The 20,848-nt window shown below is 42.1% G+C and carries 21 protein-coding genes; 17 read left to right on the plus strand and 4 right to left on the minus strand.

All coding sequences use genetic code 11. From position 1 onward, the window contains the following. Positions 1–137 precede the first annotated feature (137 nt). The 3 genes from V7161_RS14640 to V7161_RS14650 all read left to right on the plus strand — a co-directional run bounded on the left by V7161_RS14640 (position 138) and on the right by V7161_RS14650 (position 2,179). Entirely contained in the window at positions 138–923 is a 786-nt protein-coding gene (locus V7161_RS14640; protein WP_335713731.1) for an SDR family NAD(P)-dependent oxidoreductase, read from the plus strand. A gap of 59 nt (positions 924–982) precedes the next feature. Next, positions 983–1,945 carry a VOC family protein gene (locus V7161_RS14645; protein ID WP_335713732.1) on the plus strand — a complete coding sequence of 321 codons (963 nt, stop codon included), beginning with the start codon at positions 983–985 and terminating at the stop codon, positions 1,943–1,945. Positions 1,946–2,044: 99 nt separating this feature from the next. Next, complete coding sequence (locus V7161_RS14650; protein WP_263297696.1) at positions 2,045–2,179, plus strand: YjcZ family sporulation protein; 135 nt, start codon at positions 2,045–2,047, stop codon at positions 2,177–2,179. 277 nt (positions 2,180–2,456) lie between these two features. On the opposite strand, the gene V7161_RS14655 is transcribed toward V7161_RS14650, so the two are convergent. Both V7161_RS14655 and V7161_RS14660 read right to left on the minus strand, forming a co-directional pair. After that, complete coding sequence (locus V7161_RS14655; protein WP_335713733.1) at positions 2,457–6,206, minus strand: S8 family serine peptidase; 3,750 nt, start codon at positions 6,204–6,206, stop codon at positions 2,457–2,459. A 253-nt stretch (positions 6,207–6,459) separates the two neighbouring features. Further along, positions 6,460–7,761, minus strand: a complete 1,302-nt coding sequence (locus tag V7161_RS14660; protein ID WP_335713734.1) for a helix-turn-helix domain-containing protein — start codon at positions 7,759–7,761, stop codon at positions 6,460–6,462. Between the two features lie 226 nt (positions 7,762–7,987). Here V7161_RS14660 and V7161_RS14665 point away from each other — a divergent pair, with 226 nt between their 5' ends. The 10 genes from V7161_RS14665 to V7161_RS14710 all read left to right on the plus strand — a co-directional run bounded on the left by V7161_RS14665 (position 7,988) and on the right by V7161_RS14710 (position 16,200). After that, positions 7,988–8,971, plus strand: a complete 984-nt coding sequence (locus V7161_RS14665) for a glutathione S-transferase family protein (protein WP_335713735.1) — start codon at positions 7,988–7,990, stop codon at positions 8,969–8,971. Positions 8,972–8,986: 15 nt separating this feature from the next. Further along, entirely contained in the window at positions 8,987–9,493 is a 507-nt protein-coding gene (locus V7161_RS14670; protein ID WP_335713736.1) for a GNAT family N-acetyltransferase, read from the plus strand. 282 nt (positions 9,494–9,775) lie between these two features. Beyond that, entirely contained in the window at positions 9,776–9,943 is a 168-nt protein-coding gene (locus V7161_RS14675; protein ID WP_289987812.1) for a YezD family protein, read from the plus strand. Positions 9,944–10,114: 171 nt separating this feature from the next. Continuing rightward, positions 10,115–11,188 carry a sulfate ABC transporter substrate-binding protein gene (locus tag V7161_RS14680; RefSeq protein WP_335713737.1) on the plus strand — a complete coding sequence of 358 codons (1,074 nt, stop codon included), beginning with the start codon at positions 10,115–10,117 and terminating at the stop codon, positions 11,186–11,188. 360 nt (positions 11,189–11,548) lie between these two features. Further along, positions 11,549–12,370, plus strand: a complete 822-nt coding sequence (gene cysT, locus V7161_RS14685; protein ID WP_335713738.1) for a sulfate ABC transporter permease subunit CysT — start codon at positions 11,549–11,551, stop codon at positions 12,368–12,370. 209 nt (positions 12,371–12,579) lie between these two features. Continuing rightward, on the plus strand, positions 12,580–13,452 hold the full coding sequence (cysW, locus tag V7161_RS14690; protein ID WP_335713739.1) for a sulfate ABC transporter permease subunit CysW: 873 nt from the start codon (positions 12,580–12,582) through the stop codon (positions 13,450–13,452). Between the two features lies 1 nt (position 13,453). Beyond that, the gene (locus V7161_RS14695; protein WP_335713740.1) at positions 13,454–14,527 is read left to right on the plus strand and encodes a sulfate/molybdate ABC transporter ATP-binding protein; all 1,074 of its coding nucleotides are present in this window, start codon (positions 13,454–13,456) and stop codon (positions 14,525–14,527) included. A 76-nt stretch (positions 14,528–14,603) separates the two neighbouring features. Continuing rightward, positions 14,604–14,954 carry an HD domain-containing protein gene (locus tag V7161_RS14700; RefSeq protein WP_335713741.1) on the plus strand — a complete coding sequence of 117 codons (351 nt, stop codon included), beginning with the start codon at positions 14,604–14,606 and terminating at the stop codon, positions 14,952–14,954. Between the two features lie 201 nt (positions 14,955–15,155). Next, complete coding sequence (locus V7161_RS14705) at positions 15,156–15,659, plus strand: GNAT family N-acetyltransferase (protein ID WP_335713742.1); 504 nt, start codon at positions 15,156–15,158, stop codon at positions 15,657–15,659. An 85-nt stretch (positions 15,660–15,744) separates the two neighbouring features. After that, positions 15,745–16,200, plus strand: coding sequence for a DUF2269 family protein (locus V7161_RS14710; protein WP_335713743.1), 456 nt, complete (start codon positions 15,745–15,747; stop codon positions 16,198–16,200). A 17-nt stretch (positions 16,201–16,217) separates the two neighbouring features. Here the strand turns inward: V7161_RS14710 and V7161_RS14715 are convergent, their stop codons facing one another. Continuing rightward, positions 16,218–17,015, minus strand: a complete 798-nt coding sequence (locus tag V7161_RS14715) for an alpha/beta hydrolase (protein WP_335713744.1) — start codon at positions 17,013–17,015, stop codon at positions 16,218–16,220. A 107-nt stretch (positions 17,016–17,122) separates the two neighbouring features. Between V7161_RS14715 and V7161_RS14720 the strand changes: the two genes are divergently transcribed. Together V7161_RS14720 and V7161_RS14725 are read left to right on the plus strand one after the other, a co-directional pair. Beyond that, entirely contained in the window at positions 17,123–18,097 is a 975-nt protein-coding gene (locus V7161_RS14720; protein ID WP_335713745.1) for a hypothetical protein, read from the plus strand. A 48-nt stretch (positions 18,098–18,145) separates the two neighbouring features. Next, positions 18,146–18,535: a VOC family protein gene (locus V7161_RS14725; RefSeq protein ID WP_335713746.1), complete on the plus strand. Its 390-nt coding sequence runs from the start codon at positions 18,146–18,148 to the stop codon at positions 18,533–18,535. 51 nt (positions 18,536–18,586) lie between these two features. Here V7161_RS14725 and V7161_RS14730 read toward each other — a convergent pair whose 3' ends face one another. Beyond that, a complete protein-coding gene (locus tag V7161_RS14730) occupies positions 18,587–19,102 on the minus strand; it encodes a YbaK/EbsC family protein (protein ID WP_335713747.1) in 516 nt (171 codons plus the stop codon). Positions 19,103–19,232: 130 nt separating this feature from the next. Here V7161_RS14730 and V7161_RS14735 point away from each other — a divergent pair, with 130 nt between their 5' ends. Together V7161_RS14735 and V7161_RS14740 are read left to right on the plus strand one after the other, a co-directional pair. Beyond that, positions 19,233–19,985: an SAM-dependent methyltransferase gene (locus V7161_RS14735; protein ID WP_335713748.1), complete on the plus strand. Its 753-nt coding sequence runs from the start codon at positions 19,233–19,235 to the stop codon at positions 19,983–19,985. Between the two features lie 255 nt (positions 19,986–20,240). Next, positions 20,241–20,825: a TlpA family protein disulfide reductase gene (locus V7161_RS14740; RefSeq protein ID WP_335713749.1), complete on the plus strand. Its 585-nt coding sequence runs from the start codon at positions 20,241–20,243 to the stop codon at positions 20,823–20,825. The last annotated feature ends 23 nt before the right edge of the window (positions 20,826–20,848 follow it).

Below are 20,848 nucleotides of genomic sequence, written 5' to 3' on the forward strand. Positions count from 1 at the left end.
ACTCTCGGATAAACGGGGTTAACTCTCGAATATGCTGCGTTTACTCTCGAAAGCAAAACTTACTCTCGGATAAGCAGTATTTACTCTCGCATACCAAACTCAAAAATTAGCAGCTTTAAATAGAAAGGAGCGCCCTGATGGATCAGCTTAGCGGAAAATCAATTTATTTGACTGGAGGTGCCTCCGGTATTGGAAAGGCAGTCACCGAGGCATTTGTAAAGGAGGGCGCGACCGTCACCATCCTCGATAAATCGGCAGCTGGATTACATGAACTTAAACAACAATTGGGTGACAAGGTTCAATGTATCGAAGGAGATGTGACGGTCTATGAGGATCATGTTAGGGCAGTCCAAAGAGCGGTTGAAACTTACGGTAAATTGGATGTTTTTGTGGCCAATGCAGGCGTATTCGACGGCTTTGCCAAGTTTGAGAATGTCACTCCAGATGCCATGTCGGATGCATATGATCTGTTGATGGATATCAACGTAAAGGGTTATTTTAACGGTGCAAAAGCCAGTGTAGAAGAGCTGAAGAAAACGTCCGGGAATATGATTTTCACCGTTTCCGGTGCAGGCTTCTATCCCGATGGCGGCGGGGTTTGGTACACCGCAAGCAAGCATGCTCAAATTGGATTAATGCGCCAATTGGCGTTTGAATTAGCGCCAGAAATACGTGTGAATGCGGTGGCGCCAGGAGGAACGCTAACGGCACTGTATGTCATTCCGCCTCTACAGCCCTTTGTCAAAATAGTCGATAACGAAACAAAAGAGAAAAGCATTAGAAAGCGGAACCCATTGCAAATTGCGATGAAATCTGAAGATCATGTTGGCGCCTATATCCTGCTTGCATCCGATCAGGCACGCGCGATTACCGGTGAAGTAATTTCAAGTGATGGAGGACTGGCTGTTCGCGGTCTGGGATAGGGGGGTGGGTGCCACCGCCCAATTTTTTTGAAAAAAATCTATAACCGAGGTGAATCGACGTGACCGGATCCTTAACGGAAAAAAAGCAGCTGGCTGGCAATAACGTCATTAATCAAATCGCTTTTGTGGTTTGTGATATTGAGAAGGCATCAGAAGCATTTTCTAAACTTCTTGGCATCCCGAAGCCCAATTGGTTCTTAACCGGAGACCGTGAAGTATCAAAAGTGGTCTTTCGCGGCCAGCCAACGGATTCCCGCAGTAAACTTGTATTCATCAACACTCCGACGGTGCAAATTGAATTGATTGAACCAAACCAGGAGCATGGCACCATGCGCGAGTTTTTGGATACAGTCGGAGAAGGCATTCATCATATCGCTTTTGACGTTGATTCTATAAAAGATAGATTGCCAGTTTTTGAGGAAAACGGATATCCGCTCCTGCAGAGCGGTGAATTTACGTCGAGTGATGGCAGATACGTGTATGTGGATACGTTAAACGATTATAAAACACTAGTGGAATTGCTCGAAAGTGCGGATCCAAGGGACATCGCACCACCTGCCGATGTCTTCACTCCATTATTAGGAACCAATAAAGTAGAGCAGCTTGCGCTTGTTGTAAAAGAGTTGGATGCAGCTGCTGAAGCGTACTGCAGATTATTGGGTGTGGAAAAACCATCTATTATTCATTCAGGTCCAAGCGAGCTGACTCAGGTTGTTTTTGAAGGCCAGCCAACCGATGCAAAGTCGAGGTATATGTTTATTAACACGCCTTTACTTCAGCTGGAATTAATTGAGCCGGATGATTCGCCAAGCACATGGAAAAAGCATCTCGAAACTCATGGAGAAGGTGTCCACCATATTGCATTCGTCGTACATGATATGGATGAAAAAGTGAAATTGCTAGAGAATCTAGGCTATCCAGTTATCCAACGGGGGAATTTTTGGAACGGCAAAGGCAGATACGCATATATGGATACGACCGCTACATACAAAGTAATCATCGAATTACTTGAAAGATACTAATCGAAGTATTTTTTCCATAAAATTTCTAGGTAAAGAGCCCTTCCCAATCTTAGTTTCTTTACATAAATTGTAGGGAATAAGTATAAGGGAGGTCTATATATGTTCGGTTATGGTGGATTTGGTGGTTGTTGCGGCGGCTATGGCTACGGCGGTTTCGGTTACGGCGGCGGCTTTGCTTTAATCGTTGTATTGTTTATTTTATTAATCATCGTAGGAGCAGTTATCTGTTTCTAAGAAAACAATACTTTCAACAAAAAAAGCCTGTTAGGGCTTTTTTTTGTTGAATTTTTTTTATCATTATCAGCACTTGTCTATTCACTTTTCTTTCTTGTACATAAGATATTATTACACCAAAGCCAAATCTAAATAAAATTTTTACCTCCTGAGAACGTTTGCTTATCAAGCAGACGTTTCTTGTGTTTATGTGAAAAATACCTTAAAAAAGTAAGCTCCTATTGGAAGCTTACTTTTTTATATTAAAAGATTCTTAATTCAATTTTTTAAATCTCCACTATTTTAATCCGTATGCCTTTATGATCTCTTGTTTAATACTATTTCCGGCATCATCCCAGGCACTGGCCCGAAGGGAGACAAAGCTTCCCGGTTTATTTGGATGCTTGATCGTGGCTGCCCAGCCTTTACCTTCAGCAACTAATCCAACATTTTCCCATGATTTTCCTTCGTCGAATGAAACTTCAAGGGATGCGCCACCGATTTTTCCATTTCCTGGGGCACCTGAAATTTGAATTGCCGACAAACCAATTTTGCTTGAATGGCCGGCTATGGCGTCTCCGTTCATGTCGGTATCCACTTGGTAATCAAGCGAAAGCAGCGGTAAATCTGTTTTAAATTCCTCTTGCTGTTTAGACCAGAACGTCCACTCTGTATGTGTTCGAACGGATGTATGCCAGCGCTTCTCATCACGGGAGGCATCACTGACTATTCGATATTGGGTATTTTCAACAGGATAGTTTGCAAAAGAATAGATTGCTTGTCCTATACCCTCCTTCACGAGTTTAGAACCTTGATAAAGCTTTAGTGTTTGCTGACCAGGGTACGTCATTTCTGCCCCAGTGCTTCCTAGGCCAGAATCAGCCCATGCAGGAACATTGATAATCAGGCTGTTCCCTGAACGGTAAGGTACCCAGAAGCCATCACCAAAGCGAGGGCGGACTACTGGAGCAAACCAGTCTTCTACAAACTGTTGACCTGGCTTGTATTGGGCTACAGACTGACGCACTTCCCATTGGCCGTCAAGCACACTTGCCTGGTGATACCAGGATGTACCCTCCTGGGCGGATACCCATTCTGTCCGGACAGCTGGAAGGGATAGACTCATAGGGTAGCCTACTCCAATTGGCCGGTATGCCGGGAGATCCCAGCGGAACTCCGCACCTGGAGCCTTGCGGTCTGATCTATACTGAGTATTAATTTTTACAAGATCCTTTGTTTTAGGTGAATAGGTTAAATCCTTTGGTATCGCATTAGGATGGTTATCGACAAGATCATAAACGAATTCACTATCAGGATTACCTTCAACATTCAATTTCAATTTTCCAGAACGGGCAGCTTCAATGAGATTTTTACCCTCTGTTCCACTAATAGCAGCTACTGCAATTGGACTATCTGAAAGTGAGAAATCTTCATTTTCAATTCCTACATATTCGCTGAGCTCTTTCGGTCCATCATTTACAGTAATCAAGAGTTTTGCCCCGGCCTTACTGGCTGCCGCAGCCCTCTCAGCACCGGATACTTCATTACTGCGTTCCACGACAACGGCCTTGTCCTTCACATTCAGTCCATTATATTCTGCTGCAACACCCTTGCCTGCATATACAGTATCCAAATTGTATTTCCCTTTTAGAAGCGTACTTCCCGCTTGAGGGATTTCATCTAATTCCTGGCCGTGGAAGTTGATCATCAATAACGGCTCTGTAAGACGCCAGCGTGTGTTCATGGTGAATTCACCATTTTTTACTTGCTTCGTTGGTTGAGCGTACATATGATCCTTCCAAACGGGCAGAACGTAAATGTCCTCGACGTTATTTCCATCAATCGTGCGGTGATATTCCATTTTTCTAAAATTCGCTTCGGTCTTTTTTGGGACATTAGCGGTAATTTCGTTCGCTTTACGGGCATCCAGTTCAACTGTTTTCGGTCCAGTTAGTTCGATTTCGGGGTTACCGACGAGTGCAACACCGGCATGATCTGTATTATCGTCAACATCCATCATGGACATAACTGAATAAGTTCCAGGCGGCAGTCGCAATTCCTTCCTACCGTCAACGGCCATAAACTGTGGAACTCCATCCGGACCAAGGAGGTTGATGTACGCTAGGGCAGGAGCTCCGTCACGATCGATTGCTGTCAACGTAAGAGGATATCTTTCCTCTTCTTTAATCATGCCGATTGCAGTATGGGCAACTGTTTTGCCGTCTGCAGCTGCTGAAAGCTGTCCTTGATAACGGGCGCCAAGTGCACCTAGCTGAGGATCAAGAGTGACGGTGACGTCAGCTGAACTTTTTGCTGGAATCGTAACTTTATCTGTTGAAAGCTTTAAGAACCCTGAAGGGGCATCTGAACCGCTGTTATCTGTTACTTTTGCTGAGAGATTCAGTGTTACCGGCTGGACGCTGTCATTCGTGTAGGTAACCTTTTTCTCAACCGGAACATCTCCATCATGCGGCCAGTCGAAATAGCCAAAATCGACGGAGCCAGTGGCCCGCACGTTGCCTAATACTGCGGCTGCAACATCAACACGACCTGTTCCGCCCTCGAAAGGCTTAATTTCTCCCAGCTCCTTCGTTGTACTCATCAGGGCATCCTTCAGTTCTGTGCCTGTCCAATCAGGATGGCACTGAGAAAGAATTGCCGCTGCTCCGGCAACATGCGGTGTTGCCATTGACGTTCCGTCCATTGTGAGATAGGATCCCTGTCCATTCGTGGCAAAATGAGACCGTGCCGCCGTGATCCCTACGCCAGGGGCAGTGAGGTCTGGCTTTAGTCCTGAATTTCCATTACGGGGTCCTCTGGAGGAGAACCAAGCAAGCTGATCAGACTTGTCCACCGCACCAACTGTTAGTGCTGCATCTGCTGCTCCCGGTGAACCAATACCTTCAGCACCAGTATTTCCTGCTGCAATGACAAACAGAGAACCTGTCTCTGCACTCAGGTTATTGACAGCTTGAGCCATTGGATCTGTTCCGTCACTTGTCTCGCTGCTTCCCAAACTCATGCTGACAATCTTGGCATTATGGGAAGCCCATTCCATGCCATCGATAATCCAGGAATCTTGGCCAAAGCCTTCATTATTAAGCACCTTCCCTACTAATAGACGGGCTCCTGGGGCAACCCCTTTATACTTTCCTTGTGATGCTGCTCCTGTTCCAAGTACAGTGGAGGCAACATGGGTACCGTGTGCATGATGGTCCTCTGCGTTTTCACCAGGAACAAAGCTCTTTGACTCATCCAGCTGACCGGAAATATCCGGGTGTTCCGCATCGATTCCGGTATCAAGCACCGCTACTTTTACACCCTTTCCGTCATAACCGGCATTCCAAGCCGTTGGTGCACCGATTTGTGGAACACTTTCTGCAAGGGTGGCTTCGACTTTGCCATCCAGCCAGACTTTTTCAATTCCTGGAGTCAACGCTGCTCGTGAAGCCTTGGCTTGTTGCGTTCCTTTCGTGATGTCTTGCCAGAACGTTTTCGTTTCCTTTTTATCAGTGGAAAGTGCCACACCATTAATGCTTTCTAGCACATGGGTTTGCTTGGCTCCTTTTGGTGTAGGTTTAGGAGCAGCGGAACGAGTTTTAGACTCAGAATATTGGACGATGACAGGCAAAGTAGTTTGAGATGCATCATCATATCCATCAGCAATGAGCGTAGTAATATTGAATAAATCCTTATCCATGAATCCGGAGGCTAAATATGGCATTGCTTGGTCGGGTATGACATATGTATCCTTGTTGATTGTCATAATCCGTGCCCCGCCGCCAGCATGATCAGCGGGTTCCACGCTAATGACACTTTGCCCATCGGCTAACTCTGTTACAGTGACAACATCCCCCGTAATAAGCGTGATGACATGCTTTCCTGTACTTGCTTTTGCGTTTATACCCTGTAGAACTTCTGAAAAGCCGTCTGCTGATTTTACCAAATTTATACTAGAGTCATCCGCAAACGCTTGAAGGGTGGGGACGGTAAGAAGCGCAGTAGTCATCATCGCCGCAAAATACTTCTTGAATCTAGGCTTTTCCATTTTGCATTCTCCTATTCTGTAAAAAAATTTGTCTTGCAATCTATCTAAAAAAAAATTATAGAGTGAATTAAGTTGACTGTTAATTGGGACAATTCTCACTTTTAGGTGGTGGATGAAGGAGGATTTTTTGAGAAGCAGGGGTTCTTTGTGTAAAATAACGAAGCCTTATCATCAGGTTTACTTGGGACAATTCTAATTAGCCGACAAAAAAGGACAATTGCTGCGGGCAATTATCCTTTGTCAATCTATTAAGTTAACGAACGTATTCCTCGATTATATTCGCTTTCTTAAGTTCAACGGGAGACCCTATATTGAAAAGCCGATTCTTAAGATGCTGGTTGGCAATCCGAAGATAATGGTTGGCAGAACGGAAGTCTTGATTTTCCTCATAATAGGCGGCCATCATCTGAAGATATTTGCTTCCTCTCTCGGCAGACATATGATTTTCAATGATAGATAATCCATGATTAAGTAGAAATTGAATAAGTGTTTTTTTCGGGCCGACTGCTTCATGATAAAGGATTTTCAATTCTATAAAACGCGGTGACTTTTGATCCTGAAAGGAGTCTAGCGCTTCTTTTAGGATACCCGCTGCCTTTTCATGTTGTGAATCGGAAATCAGGGCCTCTGCCAGACTGGATATCGTTATGTAATAATTAAGAGTGTTTTTTTCTCTGAGTTGAAGGGCCAGCAAATAATAGTTGACCGATTCTTCTATTTTTCCTTGTCTATAATGCAAAAAACCAAGATTATGCAGGGAAAGGGACCGCGTCTCTGTATCCTGAAGCATTTCTGCATCATTTAAAATATGAAGAAGCATTTCTTTAGCTTTATCAAATTCCCCAATAAAAATAAAATTAACAGCAAGAATCATTTTCACGTAGACAATCCGTAAAAAGTTATTTGTATTTTGAAACACACGTAATGCCTTATAGGCATAATGAATGGATAAAGAATAGTGGCATAAATGGCCTTCTAAGGCTGACCGGAAATAATTATACTCTGTAATTTTTGACTGATATTGCTCTTCCTGTTCCTCCGCGCGTGACAGGAAGAGGAGTGCTTTCGGGAATTGTTCCTTTTTCCCATAATAGATTCCCTGAAGAAGGTCCCATAAGAAAGCCTCAAAGGGAGAAAACTTCGAGATGTACCGATGAATGCCTAATGAAGATTTTTCAAAAGCTTTAAGATCCTCCAAAAGGAGGTAATAACGAAGCTTATATAGCTCAAATAAATAAAGCATGTCCGTACAATAGATGTATTCCTTGTCCTCCTGCAATTCCTTATAGATTGCAGCTGCCTTTTCCTGATGCATCCGTTCAATTGTCTCGTAAAATATATCCAGCTTCTGCCTGATTAATTCGGTCTTTTTGTTTTCTTCCTCTATTGAAATCTGCAATCTTTCACATAACAGCTTCAGAGTTTTGGGATTGGCGTCTTTCGTATTATTTTCTATTTTGCTTAAGTGTGTAATCGAGCAAATGCCATGGCATAGCTGTTCCTGTGTCTTATTTTGCTTTCTGCGGTGATAATAAATCACTTTTCCTATGGACATTCAATCAACCTACTCTCCTGGAACGAAAATAAAGGCTTTTTTACAGTTTAACTACTTTTAGATTAATAGTAATTAAGTAAATTGGATTAATTTTTCAATTTTTACACCAAGAAGAAATCATTAATGGATATTTAACTGAATATTACATATAGTCAGTGATATTTATTGACGAATAAAAATTAATCATACTAAAATGGATAAAATCGCTAAAGAAGGTGTTTTTCTTATGTCAAAAGGAATAAAAGAAATCAACTCGGATGGTTCATTTAATCGCCAGAAAAATAGATTTACGACACCGTTCGGAAATAAAGAAGGAGAGCTTCCGATTGAGGCGGGAAGATATCGGCTTTTATGGTCTGCTGTCTGTCCATGGGCGCACCGTTCGGTAATCGTTCGCAGCATCCTTGGCCTAGAAGAGGCCATCAGTTTAGGAACCGCCAGTCCAATGCGTCCGAAGGTTCCTCATGTAGACTGGGAATTTTCACTTGATAAGGGCGGAGTAGATCCATTACTTGGAATCCGATACATGAGTGAAATTTATCAAAAAACAGCTCCTGATTACTCTGGACGCCCAACAGTACCTGTGATGGTGGATGTGAAGGAACAAAAAGTAGTAAACAATGATTATTTTAAACTAACCAATTACCTGGAAACCGTATGGGCCCCATTACATAAAGAAAATGCTCCTGATTTGTATCCAGAACACTTGCGCGGGGAGATCGATGCTTTAAATGATATCATTTTCCATGAGGTCAACAACGGTGTGTATAAATGCGGCTTTGCCCAGTCGCAAGAAGCCTATGAAGCGGCGTATGACACTCTATTTGCGAGATTAGATGAATTGGAAGAACGTCTATCCACTCGCCGCTTCTTATTTGGTGATTATATTACCGATTCAGATGTTCGGCTATATGCCACATTAGTCCGTTTCGATGCCGCCTATTACTCGGCTTTCAAGACAAACCGGAATCGGATTGTTGATTTTACCAATCTATGGGGCTATTTGCGTGATCTCTATCAAACACCTGGATTTGGGAATACGACAGATTTTCATGCTATTAAAGTGCATTATCATTTATCCAACCATATTGCTAGCGATGATCAAAAAAGCTTTCATATATTGCCGAAGGGTCCGGACTTGTCAGGTTTGCATTCGCAGCATAACCGTGAAGTATTAAGTAATAAAACGGAAAAATTTTTAATCCATTGAGGGGCGGGCATAAAAATGATCATACGTGATGCTAAAGATGAGGAAATGCCGTATATTCGGGAGCAGCGGGTTATATCCTACGAAGAACATGCAAAAAAAATTCCTGATGGGCATTGGCAGGCATTGAAGCGGGGCATTTTATCAGAAAATGATACTAACCCAGATGTTGAGCGGATTGTGGCAGTTTCAGATGGATCCATACTGGGGAGTGTCGTTTTGTTTCCGGCCAAAACGGATGCCTATGATGGATATGTGGAAAAACTGGATTATCCCGAAATCCGTATGCTTGCGGTTAACCCTCAGGCAAGAGGCAAAGGGATAGCAACAGCTTTGATTCATGAATGCATTGGTCGGTCGAAGGCAAAGGGACATAAAGCAATCGGACTTCATACGGGAGAATTTATGGATGATGCGATGAGATTGTATGAGCGCCTTGGCTTTCAACGTGTGCCCCAATTGGACTTTGTGCCTGCTGATGATGGGATCGTCGTAAAGGCATTTCGGTTAGCTTTTAAAGAATAAGAGAATTTTCGAAAACACACTTGACAGGTCGGAAAAGTCAGAATAAAATGGTAATAATTTAAAAGTTTGCAAGATAATTTAATATTAAGCTGATTGGATAACCAAAGGCTTATACTCACTTGCTGGGTGTAGGCCTTTTTTTGTTCAGAAGGGAGAGTGGCTGATCATGATTTACCCGATTATTAAGGGGAGTCCACATTGTTGTTAGTTAAAAGGGATTTTTATTTTGTTAAAACCAAGTAAACTTATATGAAATATGTAGTTTAAGGGGAGGATGATTAAATGGCAATTGTGGATCAAGCGAAAGCCAATTTTATTTTATCAACTTTAAAAAATATGGAGTATGGTTCTGTCATCATAACCGTCCATGACGGTAATATCACACAAATAGATAAGACAGAAAAAACGCGCTTTGCCTCTAAAAGTGCGGGTGTAAAGAACCAAAAGTGACCACACTATGTAAACCGTATTTTTACAAAGAAAGTTGCCGATCAGTCGTACTGAAGGCTGCTTATTTTTAGACAATGCTAAGAGAGTTTTCTGCCTGGTAATAGGCAATCTTTTTTTATGCATTGAGCTAAAGTAGGCAGCCTTTTTTATTAGAAAAAAGGGGGATTAACAATGTTATTAAGTCGAAAAATTGCTTACAAATTATCATTCTTTCTCATGCTTTTTGCTCTTGTTCTTGCGGGATGCAGCAGCAATGAGGCGGGTAGTCAGCCTGCCAAGAAAACGGAGGATGCGGCTAAAAAGAAAGCGCCAATTCAATTATTAAATGTTTCCTATGACCCAACTCGAGAGCTTTACGAAGAGGTTAATGCGGAATTCGCGAAGGAATGGGAAAAGAAAACCGGCCAGCAAGTGACGATTCAACAGTCCCATGGCGGTTCAGGCAAACAGGGGCGCGCAGTCATCGACGGCCTTGAAGCCGATGTTGTCACGCTAGCCTTAGCTTATGATATCGATGAAATTGCTAATACAGCCGGCTTATTATCGAAGGATTGGCAAAAGAAGCTGGACGATAATTCTACACCTTACACGTCTACGATTGTTTTTCTTGTTAGAAAAGGAAATCCAAAGGGGATTAAGGATTGGGATGATCTAACGAAAAAAGGAGTTTCCGTTATTACACCGAACCCGAAGACTTCAGGTGGGGCGAGATGGAATTATTTAGCGGCCTGGGCATTTGCACAGGAAAAATTCGGCGGAGATGAAGCAAAGACCAAAAACTTCATGAGCCAATTATATAAAAATGTGGAAGTGCTGGATTCCGGGGCACGCGGGGCAACGACGACATTTGTTGAGCGCGGTATTGGGGATGTTTTAATAGCTTGGGAGAATGAGGCCTTCTTGACACTAAATGAGTTAGGCAAGGACAAGTTTGAGATAGTGGTTCCTTCCCTAAGCATACTTGCAGAACCGCCTGTTGCCGTGGTCGATAAAGTGGTAGATAAAAAGGGAACAAGAGAAGCGGCAGAGGCTTATTTGAAATTCTTATACACTGATAAGGGGCAGGAGATTGTAGCCAAAAATTATTATCGCCCGCGTAATCAGGATATTCTCGCCAAGTATGCGGATGTTTTTCCAAAAATCAATCTTGTAACAATTGATGACTATTTTGGCGGCTGGAAAAAAGCACAGGAAAAGCACTTTAATGATGGCGGAACGTTTGATCAAATTTATCAACCGAAATAATTTTGGGACTGAATAAAAGAGTTTATAGAAAGATTTTCCTGTTTGGGGCAATGAAAATGTGTTTCATTGCCCCAAACGGGAAGAAAAGAGCTAATAAGGTAAATGAAGAGGCATTTCATTTCCCTCAACAGGAAAAAAGGAGTTAGCAGGGTAAATGAAGAGGCGCTTCATTGCCCCAAACTGGAAAAAAGGAGCTAGTAAGGTAAATGAAGAGGCGCTTTATTTTCCCAAACGGGAAAAAAAGAGTTAATAAGGGAAATGAAAATGTGTTTCATTTCCCCAAAAACGGAAAAAAGTGCTTAAAGGGTAAATGAATTGGTTCATTTACCCAAGAAGTTTAATGCGGAAGGGGTCAACCTCATGTTTCGTTCTTTAAAAAGGAATCATGTCCTTCCCGGATTTGGTCTTTCTCTGGGATTTACGATGTTTTACATTAGTTTTCTTGTCATTTTGCCATTATCGATGATATTTATTAATTCTGCTGCTGCCCCGTGGTCAAAAATTTGGCAGACAATATCGGAACCAAGGGTCGTGGCTTCCTATCAGCTCAGTATTGGTGCATCCTTACTGGCAGCGGTCATCAATGTTGTATTCGGTGTGTTAATCGCCTGGGTGTTGGTTCGCTATCGCTTTCCGGGGGGGGAAATCATTGATGGGCTGGTGGATTTGCCCTTCGCCTTGCCGACGGCGATCGCTGGTATTGCCTTAACGACGTTGTACACCGAAAATGGCTGGATTGGGCAATTTTTAGGATTTAAAGTGGCGTTCACACCACTAGGAATCACCATTGCCTTAACTTTTATAGGGTTACCCTTTGTTGTTCGAACCGTACAGCCTGTTTTGCAAAACTTGGACAAAGAAATTGAAGAGGCCTCCGCAAGTTTAGGAGCGAACCGTTTGCAAACGTTTGTGAAAGTACTCTTTCCAGAGCTGCTGCCGGCGGCACTAACAGGATTCGCTTTAGCATTTGCCCGTGCCTTGGGCGAGTACGGTTCTGTAGTTTTTATTGCTGGGAATATGCCAATGCGCACAGAAATTACCCCGCTGTTAATCATGACGAAGCTGGAACAATATGATTACGCGGGAGCTACGGCTATCGCCGCCGTTATGCTTATTTTTTCTTTTATATTGTTATTTGTTATTAATTTATTGCAGTGGTGGACGAATCGGAAGTTTATTTAGCGAAATTCGGTAAGAAAGAATTCTACATGACCGAAAAGAGTTAGAAACAAGGAAAAGGGTAACGTAGGAAGGGTCTACGTGACCAAAAAAAGTTACAAACAAGGAAAAGGTAACGTAGAAATGGTCTACGTGACAAAAAAGGTTAAAAACAAAGAAAAAGGTAACGTATAGCAAACAATAAAGAAAAAAATTTAGCAAGGAGGGTTACCATGGCCGGACATGTTTCTTTACAATATTCAACCGCTCCACAACAAAACCAAACCAAAATCCAAGATTCAGAACCTCGCTGGGTGCGCTGGTTCCTAATCGCAATCGCCTTAGCATTTATATGTTTGTTTTTACTGCTGCCGCTTGCAGCGATTTTTATAAAAGCCTTCGAAAAGGGTATAGCGGTTTTTGGAAATGCGATAAGCGACCCTGACGCCTTAGCGGCTATTAAGCTAACTGCTACAATAGCCATCATTACCGTTCCATTGAATGCCATCTTTGGTGTTACGGCTGCCTGGGTCGTGACCAAATTCCAGTTCAAAGGCAAAAGTCTTCTCATTACAATTATAGACCTGCCGTTTGCCATCTCCCCCGTCATCGCTGGTCTGGTATTTGTTTTATTATTCAGTGCTCACGGTCTGTTTGGACAGTGGCTGCTGGAGCATAATATCAAAATCATTTTTGCCGTACCGGGGATTGTACTTGCGACTCTATTGGTGACACTGCCTTTTGTCGCCAGGGAACTGATACCATTGATGCAAACGCAAGGAACCACTGATGAGGAAGCTTCCATGACATTAGGTGCCAGCGGCTGGAAGACGTTTTGGCTCGTGACATTACCGAATATCAAATGGGGTCTTTTATATGGCATTATTTTGAGCACAGCCCGAGCAATAGGAGAGTTCGGTGCCGTTTCGGTCGTTTCAGGCCATATTCGCGGAATGACCAATACGATGCCGCTTCATATTGAAATTTTATACAATGAATATCAATTTTCCGCAGCTTTCGCAGTCGCATCGTTAATGTCGTTATTCGCTATCTTTACCTTGATCATAAAAAATGTAATTGAATGGAAAGCGAAAGGAGCTTCCTAAAATGAGCATCCAAATTCAAAATATCTCAAAATCATTCGGCACCTTTACAGCCCTTGAAAAAATAAATATTGATATTCAAACGGGAGAACTCGTTGCTCTTCTTGGCCCGTCAGGATCGGGAAAAACTTCCTTGCTAAGGATTATTGCTGGATTAGAAGCGGCAAATAAGGGAAGCATTCTTTTCGGGGATGAAGATATGACCCACATCCATACGAAGGAGCGTAAAGTCGGCTTTGTTTTCCAGCATTATGCCTTGTTCCGCCATATGACCGTTTTTGATAATATTGCCTATGGGTTAAAGGTGCGCCCTAGAAAAATAAGACCTTCCAAACAAGAAATAAAAGACAAGGTCTATGAATTACTGAGACTAGTAAAGCTCGAGGCTTATGCCGACCGCTATCCATCAAATTTGTCTGGAGGGCAGCGGCAGCGGGTCGCTCTTGCAAGAGCCTTAGCTGTTGAACCTAAGGTCCTTCTATTAGATGAACCTTTTGGTGCCCTGGATGCGAAGGTTCGGAAAGATCTTCGCAGATGGCTTCGAAAGCTGCATGATGATTACCAGATTACTAGTATTTTTGTGACGCATGATCAAGAAGAGGCACTTGATGTTGCGGACCGGATTGTCGTTATGAATGAAGGGAAAATTGAGCAGATTGGCACGCCTGAAGAAGTCTATGAAAATCCAAATAGTCCATTTGTTTATCACTTCTTAGGTAATGTCAATTTATTTAAGGGACGTTTGCATAATGGGAAACTGCACCATGGGAATTTTCAGGTTGACGTACCGCCTGAATTTGCGGAATCGATGAATACGGATGCAGTTGGCTATGTCCGGCCCTATGATATCAGCATTGAACGGGAACAAAGCCTTGATTCAGTTGCTGCAAAAATCAGCTATATCCATTTGGTTGGAGCAGTGGTTCAGCTTGAACTTATCCGAAATGATAATGGTGATTTTTTAGAAGCGGAATTAACAAAAGAACACTTTCGAAGCCTCAATCTAAAAACGGGGGAAGAAGTGTACGTAAAACCAAAACAGTTGAAGGTTTTTATACCGGAGGATTTTTCTATTTAAAAACAAGCAGCGTTCTGCTTGTTTTTTCCATTTCTCCACTTTGCGATGTAAAATATCAGTAAGGGAGGTCATTCAAATGGACGTAATTGATAAAGCGCTTCAAGTTGCTAGTAAAGCACACCAAAACCAATTCAGGAAAAATACCGATATTCCTTATATCGCTCACCCTGCTTCAGTCGGGATGCTGGTATTGAAGGCGGGGTACAGTGAAGACGTTGTCGCAGCGGCGATCCTGCATGATACAGTGGAAGATACGGAACTAACATTAGAAGACATCGAGCGGGAGTTTGGGGCAAAAATTGCTGAAGTTGTGGCAGGCTGCTCCGAACCAGATAAATCACTGCCTTGGAAAGCTAGGAAGGAGCATACGATAGAATTTTTAAAGACCGCTTCCGAAAAGTATCCGTGCAGTAGCCTGTGCCGATAAACTCCACAATATCCGTTCCATTTTAAACGATTATGAACAAGTAGGCGAAGAAGTATGGGAGAGATTTAATGCCGGGAAGGATCAGCAAAAGTGGTATTATACGAAAATCGTAGAAAGCCTAGGCATCCAATCCACCTTTACCTTGTTAGAGGAATTAAAAATAGAAGTGGAAAGATTGTTTAACACAAAGGGGGAACCCACATGGAAATAAGACAATTAGCCGCAACTGATGCCGAAAAGTATTGGGATCTAAGATTAGAAGCGTTAAAACAAAATCCAGAGGCCTTTTTAACAAGCTATGAAGATGCGATAAAAAGAGAAAATCCGATTGAGCAGACAGCCCGGAATTTCAGCGCACCAGGAAACTATACATTTGGAGCGTTTAAAAATGGGGAGCTGATTGGAGTTGTCACATTACTGCAAGAACAGGCGGAAAAAATCAAGCACCGGGCCAATATCTATGCTATGTATGTAACACCTTCAAAACGCGGCACGGGCGTCGGCGAGGCACTGATGACCGAGGCAATAAAGAAAGCAAAATTGGTCGAAGCCATTGAAAAAATAAACTTATCTGTTATTGCCAGTAATGAAAAGGCCAAAAAGCTCTATACAAAACTTGGATTTAAAGAGTATGGATACGAGGAAAAGGCCGTGAAAATAAATGGTGTGTATTATGCAGATGAGCATATGGTTTTGCATTTATAAATCATGAATATGTAACAAAGTCGATTCATGAGAAGAGATATTATGTGTTAAAATGTCTTTGTAGAGATTGGAGGTCGTCTTAAAAATGATTACATTCTACAAAGTCATTGTTTTTATTCATATTTTTTCAGCTATCATCGGGATGGGGCCCGGTTTTATTTTAACGACAGTTGTCAAATCTGGAAATACCATGACCGAATTACGGCATTCCTATAGAATCCGTCACAAGTTACATATTTATGTGATGATCGGCGGTACGCTTTTACTTGTGACAGGTCTAATCATGGGCTTTCTTAATCCAAGCCTGTTTCGGATGGGTTGGTATGTCATAAGTCTTATTCTATTTTTGGTAGCTCTTGCGTCTGGTCCGCTCCTGCTATCACCGAGGTCCAAACCGGTAAAAGCCCTGTTAGAATCCCATAAGGGTGATGAAATCCCTGAGGAATATTGGCGCTTATCCAAAGCCCTATTCCGAACTGAAAACGTGGCAAATGTAATTTTTATTATTATCATTATCCTGATGATTTTAAAACCATTTTAAATAAACAGGTATGGCGATTAATCCGCCATACCTGTTTTGTTGAGGTCTGAATATAGATAGGAAAGCATTGATGGGATTCTCTTTCTAAAAAATTCATAGCGGTGTTCTGCGCCTTCTATAAGTTCAAAGTGAAGGTTCTCCACTTTTTCCTTCAAAATTTCATATACACCGTTAGTAAGACCCAAGAACAATTGGTTCATTTCTTCGTCCTCACCGACTTCCTTTGTGCCAAAGTCCATGTAAAATTTCTCGATGGCATTAAGGTCGGAGTGCTTTAATAGTTTCTCGATTTCTTCCTGGTTACGGTAAAAACCTGGGGAAATAGCAGCAATTCTTTTAAAAATATGAGGATATTTGCAGGCAGCATATGTTGAAATATGACCGCCTAGCGAAATGCCTGCCATCGAAGTATGGTCCGTAACCGTTCTGTATTTCTTATCGATGAGCGGTTTCAATTCATGGACGATGAAGTCCAGATATTTTGCGCCGCTCCCGCCTGAAGGGCTGGCGTAACCTAAAACTTTCTTACTGATTTCACCGTTCACCCATGGGCAATATTCGTTTACCCGCTCCTCGCCCTCAGGGTTCAAGTCAATCGCAACGACAATAATGTCAAGACTAGTTTGATCCAAGTAGGCCTTCATTCCTAACGATATCCCTCGAATAGCCCCTTCGTCTTCAAAAACATTTTGCCCATCGTGCATATATAATACAGGATAGCGTCGTTCATAATCGTTATAGCTTTCCGGCAGATAGACTCTTATTATTCTCTCTTGTTTAAAGGAGGACATAAAAACAGGGAAATTTTCCAGCACAATCGTTCACCTCTAGTAGTCTAGTAATCTAAATTTACCATAATTTTTTATTATTTTTACATATTTTATCTCATCATCTAAAATAAGGATCAAGGGGGAGTGGTAATTTGGTATTAGGAATTTTAGCAGCAGGTTTCTTGGTAACCGCAGGAATTATTACGATGGTCCTGAAAGGCAGGCCAAAATTAGCAAAAGAAAATATCCCTGCCCGTCTTGGTGCCCTTGATCATGTAACCATTCAGCCGTTGCTTGAAAAATTAAATGCCGCTATAGATGATGATTATATCCAGCAAGTTAAGCAGCGCTTCCTTCAGGAAAATCCGAAACGAACTGAAGATGAATTTGAATGGCGGCTGTTCGAGCTAAAACGGTATTTTGTACTGACGAATCTCTTAAAACAAACGCCTATGTTTAGTGAAGAAGTCGATGAAATCTGGCATGCTATGCTGCTTTTTACACAAAAATATCAATCTTTTTCAGAGAAATTTATGGGGAAAATGCTTCACCATACGCCTAACACTAGCCCCAAACCTGCTCCACAGGAACGTGCCTTTTTTGATTGGGTCTTCTCACAGTTGTTTCAAATTACGGAATATAGCTGGAAATCGTGGGGGAGTTTTTTCAAACATCCGATGGACACCGGGATTTTAAAGGATTTTAGACAAAGTAGTAATCTATGGCTTCGAGAAAAATATTTTAATATAAATGAAGATAATAAAGATTTGGTTGATTATTTGATTGCTCAAATGCAGAAGCAATTGAATGAAGCTGAAAAAATATATCAGGTAGATAAGAAAGGGGCATTTACAAGGCAGCGGACATTTGGGGAAATGACCTCATTGTCCCTTATGATGGTCTTTTTCTCCTATTATTATTTTGATGATTATTGGAAATATGCGAAAGTTTATGTCTATGCGAATGCGGCAATTTCCACGAGCGGATGCACGATCGCCGTGTTTTGTGGAACTGGTTCCTCTTCGGACGGTCCAGGTGACAGCGGTGGAAGCCACCAGGGCGGCGGGGATCACGGCGGTTCAAGCTGCTCTAGTTGTTCAAGCTGCGGCGGAGGATGTTCATCATAGGCCAGAAAATGATAAAATAACCTTAATAATCTTATAGGAGTTGGTTTCTTGATCAGGTATAAATGCCTTCATCACGTCAGTCTTTCGGTGACAGATTTAGAACGAGCAAAAGCTTTTTACGGTAAGATTCTATGTTTGAAAGAAATCGAGCGCCCTGCTTTTGATTTTCCAGGTGCTTGGTATGATATAGAGGGGAAGCAGCTTCACCTAATCGTGGATCCGTCCTCACAGACGATACGACACGATAAAAGCCTATCAAGCAGAGAAGGACACTTCGCGCTAAGGGTGGAGAACTATCATGAAACGCGAAATTGGCTGAGGAAAAATGAGATTGAGATTCTAGAAAAGCCCAATAGCATAAGTGGATTCGCACAAATCTTCTGCGCAGACCCTGATGGAAATTTAATCGAATTAAATGTAGATCAAAAGGAATTGTAATATATAAAAAAACAAGCAGTTGTTTCATCGAATAACTGCTTGTTTTTTCAGCTAAGCCTCATGATTTAAAGTAACTTTTTCCTTCAATTCTTCATCTTCCCATCCCTTGCAAACATCAACCCAATCCTTAGCAAATGAATATTGAAACATTTCATCATTCGTCAACTCGATTGCAGAGTTGGAGCTCCCGCAAGCTGGGAATAGGGTTTCAAACCTTTTCATAGAGACATCTAAGTAAACATCGAGCTCATTTTTTAAGCCAAATGGACAAACACCGCCGATAGCATGTCCGGTTTGTTCGAGGACCTCATCGGGAGTAAGCATGCGCGCTTTGAAGCCGAAGGTTTGGCGAAATTTCTTGTTATCGATTTTGGCATCTCCGGCCGCCACGACCAAAATGGCTTGATCGTCTTCTCCTCGAAAGGACAAAGTTTTCGCAATTCGGGCAGGAATCACACCAATTGCTTCAGCTGCCAGTTCTACAGTAGCACTTGAGGTTTCAAACTCCATCATATCTTGTTCACGATTCCATTGTTTAAAATGAGCTTTTACACTTTCAAATGACAACTTATTTCATCCTTTCTCTATGTTGTTATGGAAAATCATAACACATATTTTAAAAAGAAGGAAAAAGCTGGCTTATAATATGGGAGATGTAGTATTAAAATAGAATTATTGAAAAAAGGGGGTTAGGAAATTGGACAGGAATAAATTTTCAGCGATAGCCCATCGGGATCATGCTTTTTACAACCCGATGAGTGAAGGAAAGATTATGAAAATGATTGATAGGGCCGCACTTAAACCGCAGGATAAGGTAATTGATATTGGTGCTGGCCGCTGTGAGCTGTTGATTCGGCTGGTGGAAAACTACCAGGTATCTGCTACAGCTGTAGAGTTGTACGATAGGGCCATTGAGGAAGCAAAAAGGCGTGCAAGTACGAGAATTCCTGATGGAAGCATTGAGTTTATTGTGGATGATGCTGGTGCTGCAGTCGAAAAATGTGAAGCCGGGAGCTATGATTTAGGAATTTGTATCGGATCGACACATGCTTTAGGCGGGCTGGAGTCTACTTTGGAGGCTATGAAGGGTCTCGTACGGAAAAATGGGTTCATTTTAATAGGAGAAGGCTACTGGAAGCAGACTCCGAGTGCAGAGTATTTGGCGGCACTTGGGGGGGCGGATGAGTCTGAGCTCAGGAGCCATGCAGAGAATGTGAAAGCTGGTGAGGAATTAGGATTAATTCCGTTATGGTCGTATGTGGCCAGCGATGATGAGTGGGATGATTATGAATGGCTCTATTCCATGTCGGTTGAGAATTATTGTCTGGAAAATCCGGAAGACCCAGACCATGATGCAATGCTGGAGCGAATCCGTGCCTGGCGCCGCACCTATTTAACGTGGGGCAGGGATACGTTGGGATTTGGATTGTATTTGTTTAGGAAAGTTTAATGAAAGAATCAAGGAAGACTTTAAGTAAGTTATTTGAATTTTAGAGGAAAACGTAGCGATCTCCTCAATGGTTTGGATAAAAATCTATTTTTAAAGCAGCAGCCTTTGGCAAGGTGCTGCTTTTTTTTGCCGAAAATCATAAAAATTCTATGTTTTTTACAAATACATTCGCTATGAATCTAATTATGATAAATTTAAAGCTCTCAATAGATTGATAGCGTATTCATTCTTGAGGAGGAAAAGGAAGGTTTTTTTATGAAAAAAAACATATGGCTAATTGCTGCCATCATATTCGTCATAACCCTCGCCACCCTCCAAGCGGTAAACAATACATCTGCTCAGAGAGTAAATAATGAGGAGGTCAAGAGTTTAGACTCTGAGGCTTTAGAAAAAATCGTTAATCAGGCGGATTCGGGACAATTACGGAGCGTGAAAGCACCGACATTTACTCTGAAATCACTTGATGATTCCTATGTAACGGTAGGGGGGAAAAGCGCTAAACCAATTGTCTTGAATTTTTGGGCGAGCTGGTGTGACGCCTGCTCCGTTGAAGCTATAGAGCTGAGAAAACTCTATGAACAGTTCAAAAATCAAATTGACTTCTACGGAATTAATGTGACAACCGAAGAAAAGCCCGAAAATATTAAGGCATTTATTTCGAAGAACAATCTTCACTACCCTGTTTTGCTCGATGAGCATAAGCACGTGGCTGATCTATACGAACTGCATGCACTCCCAACTATGTTCTTGATTGACGAAGACGGCTACATCGTTGATACGTTCCACATGGCAGATCCCCTTGAGTTAGAAGAGAAGATTAGTAGCCTTGTTGAAAAGTAAGTTAAATAATTAGATGAGTGTGG

This window comes from Neobacillus drentensis (genome assembly GCF_036965425.1).
Lineage (GTDB): Bacteria > Bacillota > Bacilli > Bacillales > Cytobacillaceae > Neobacillus > Neobacillus drentensis_F.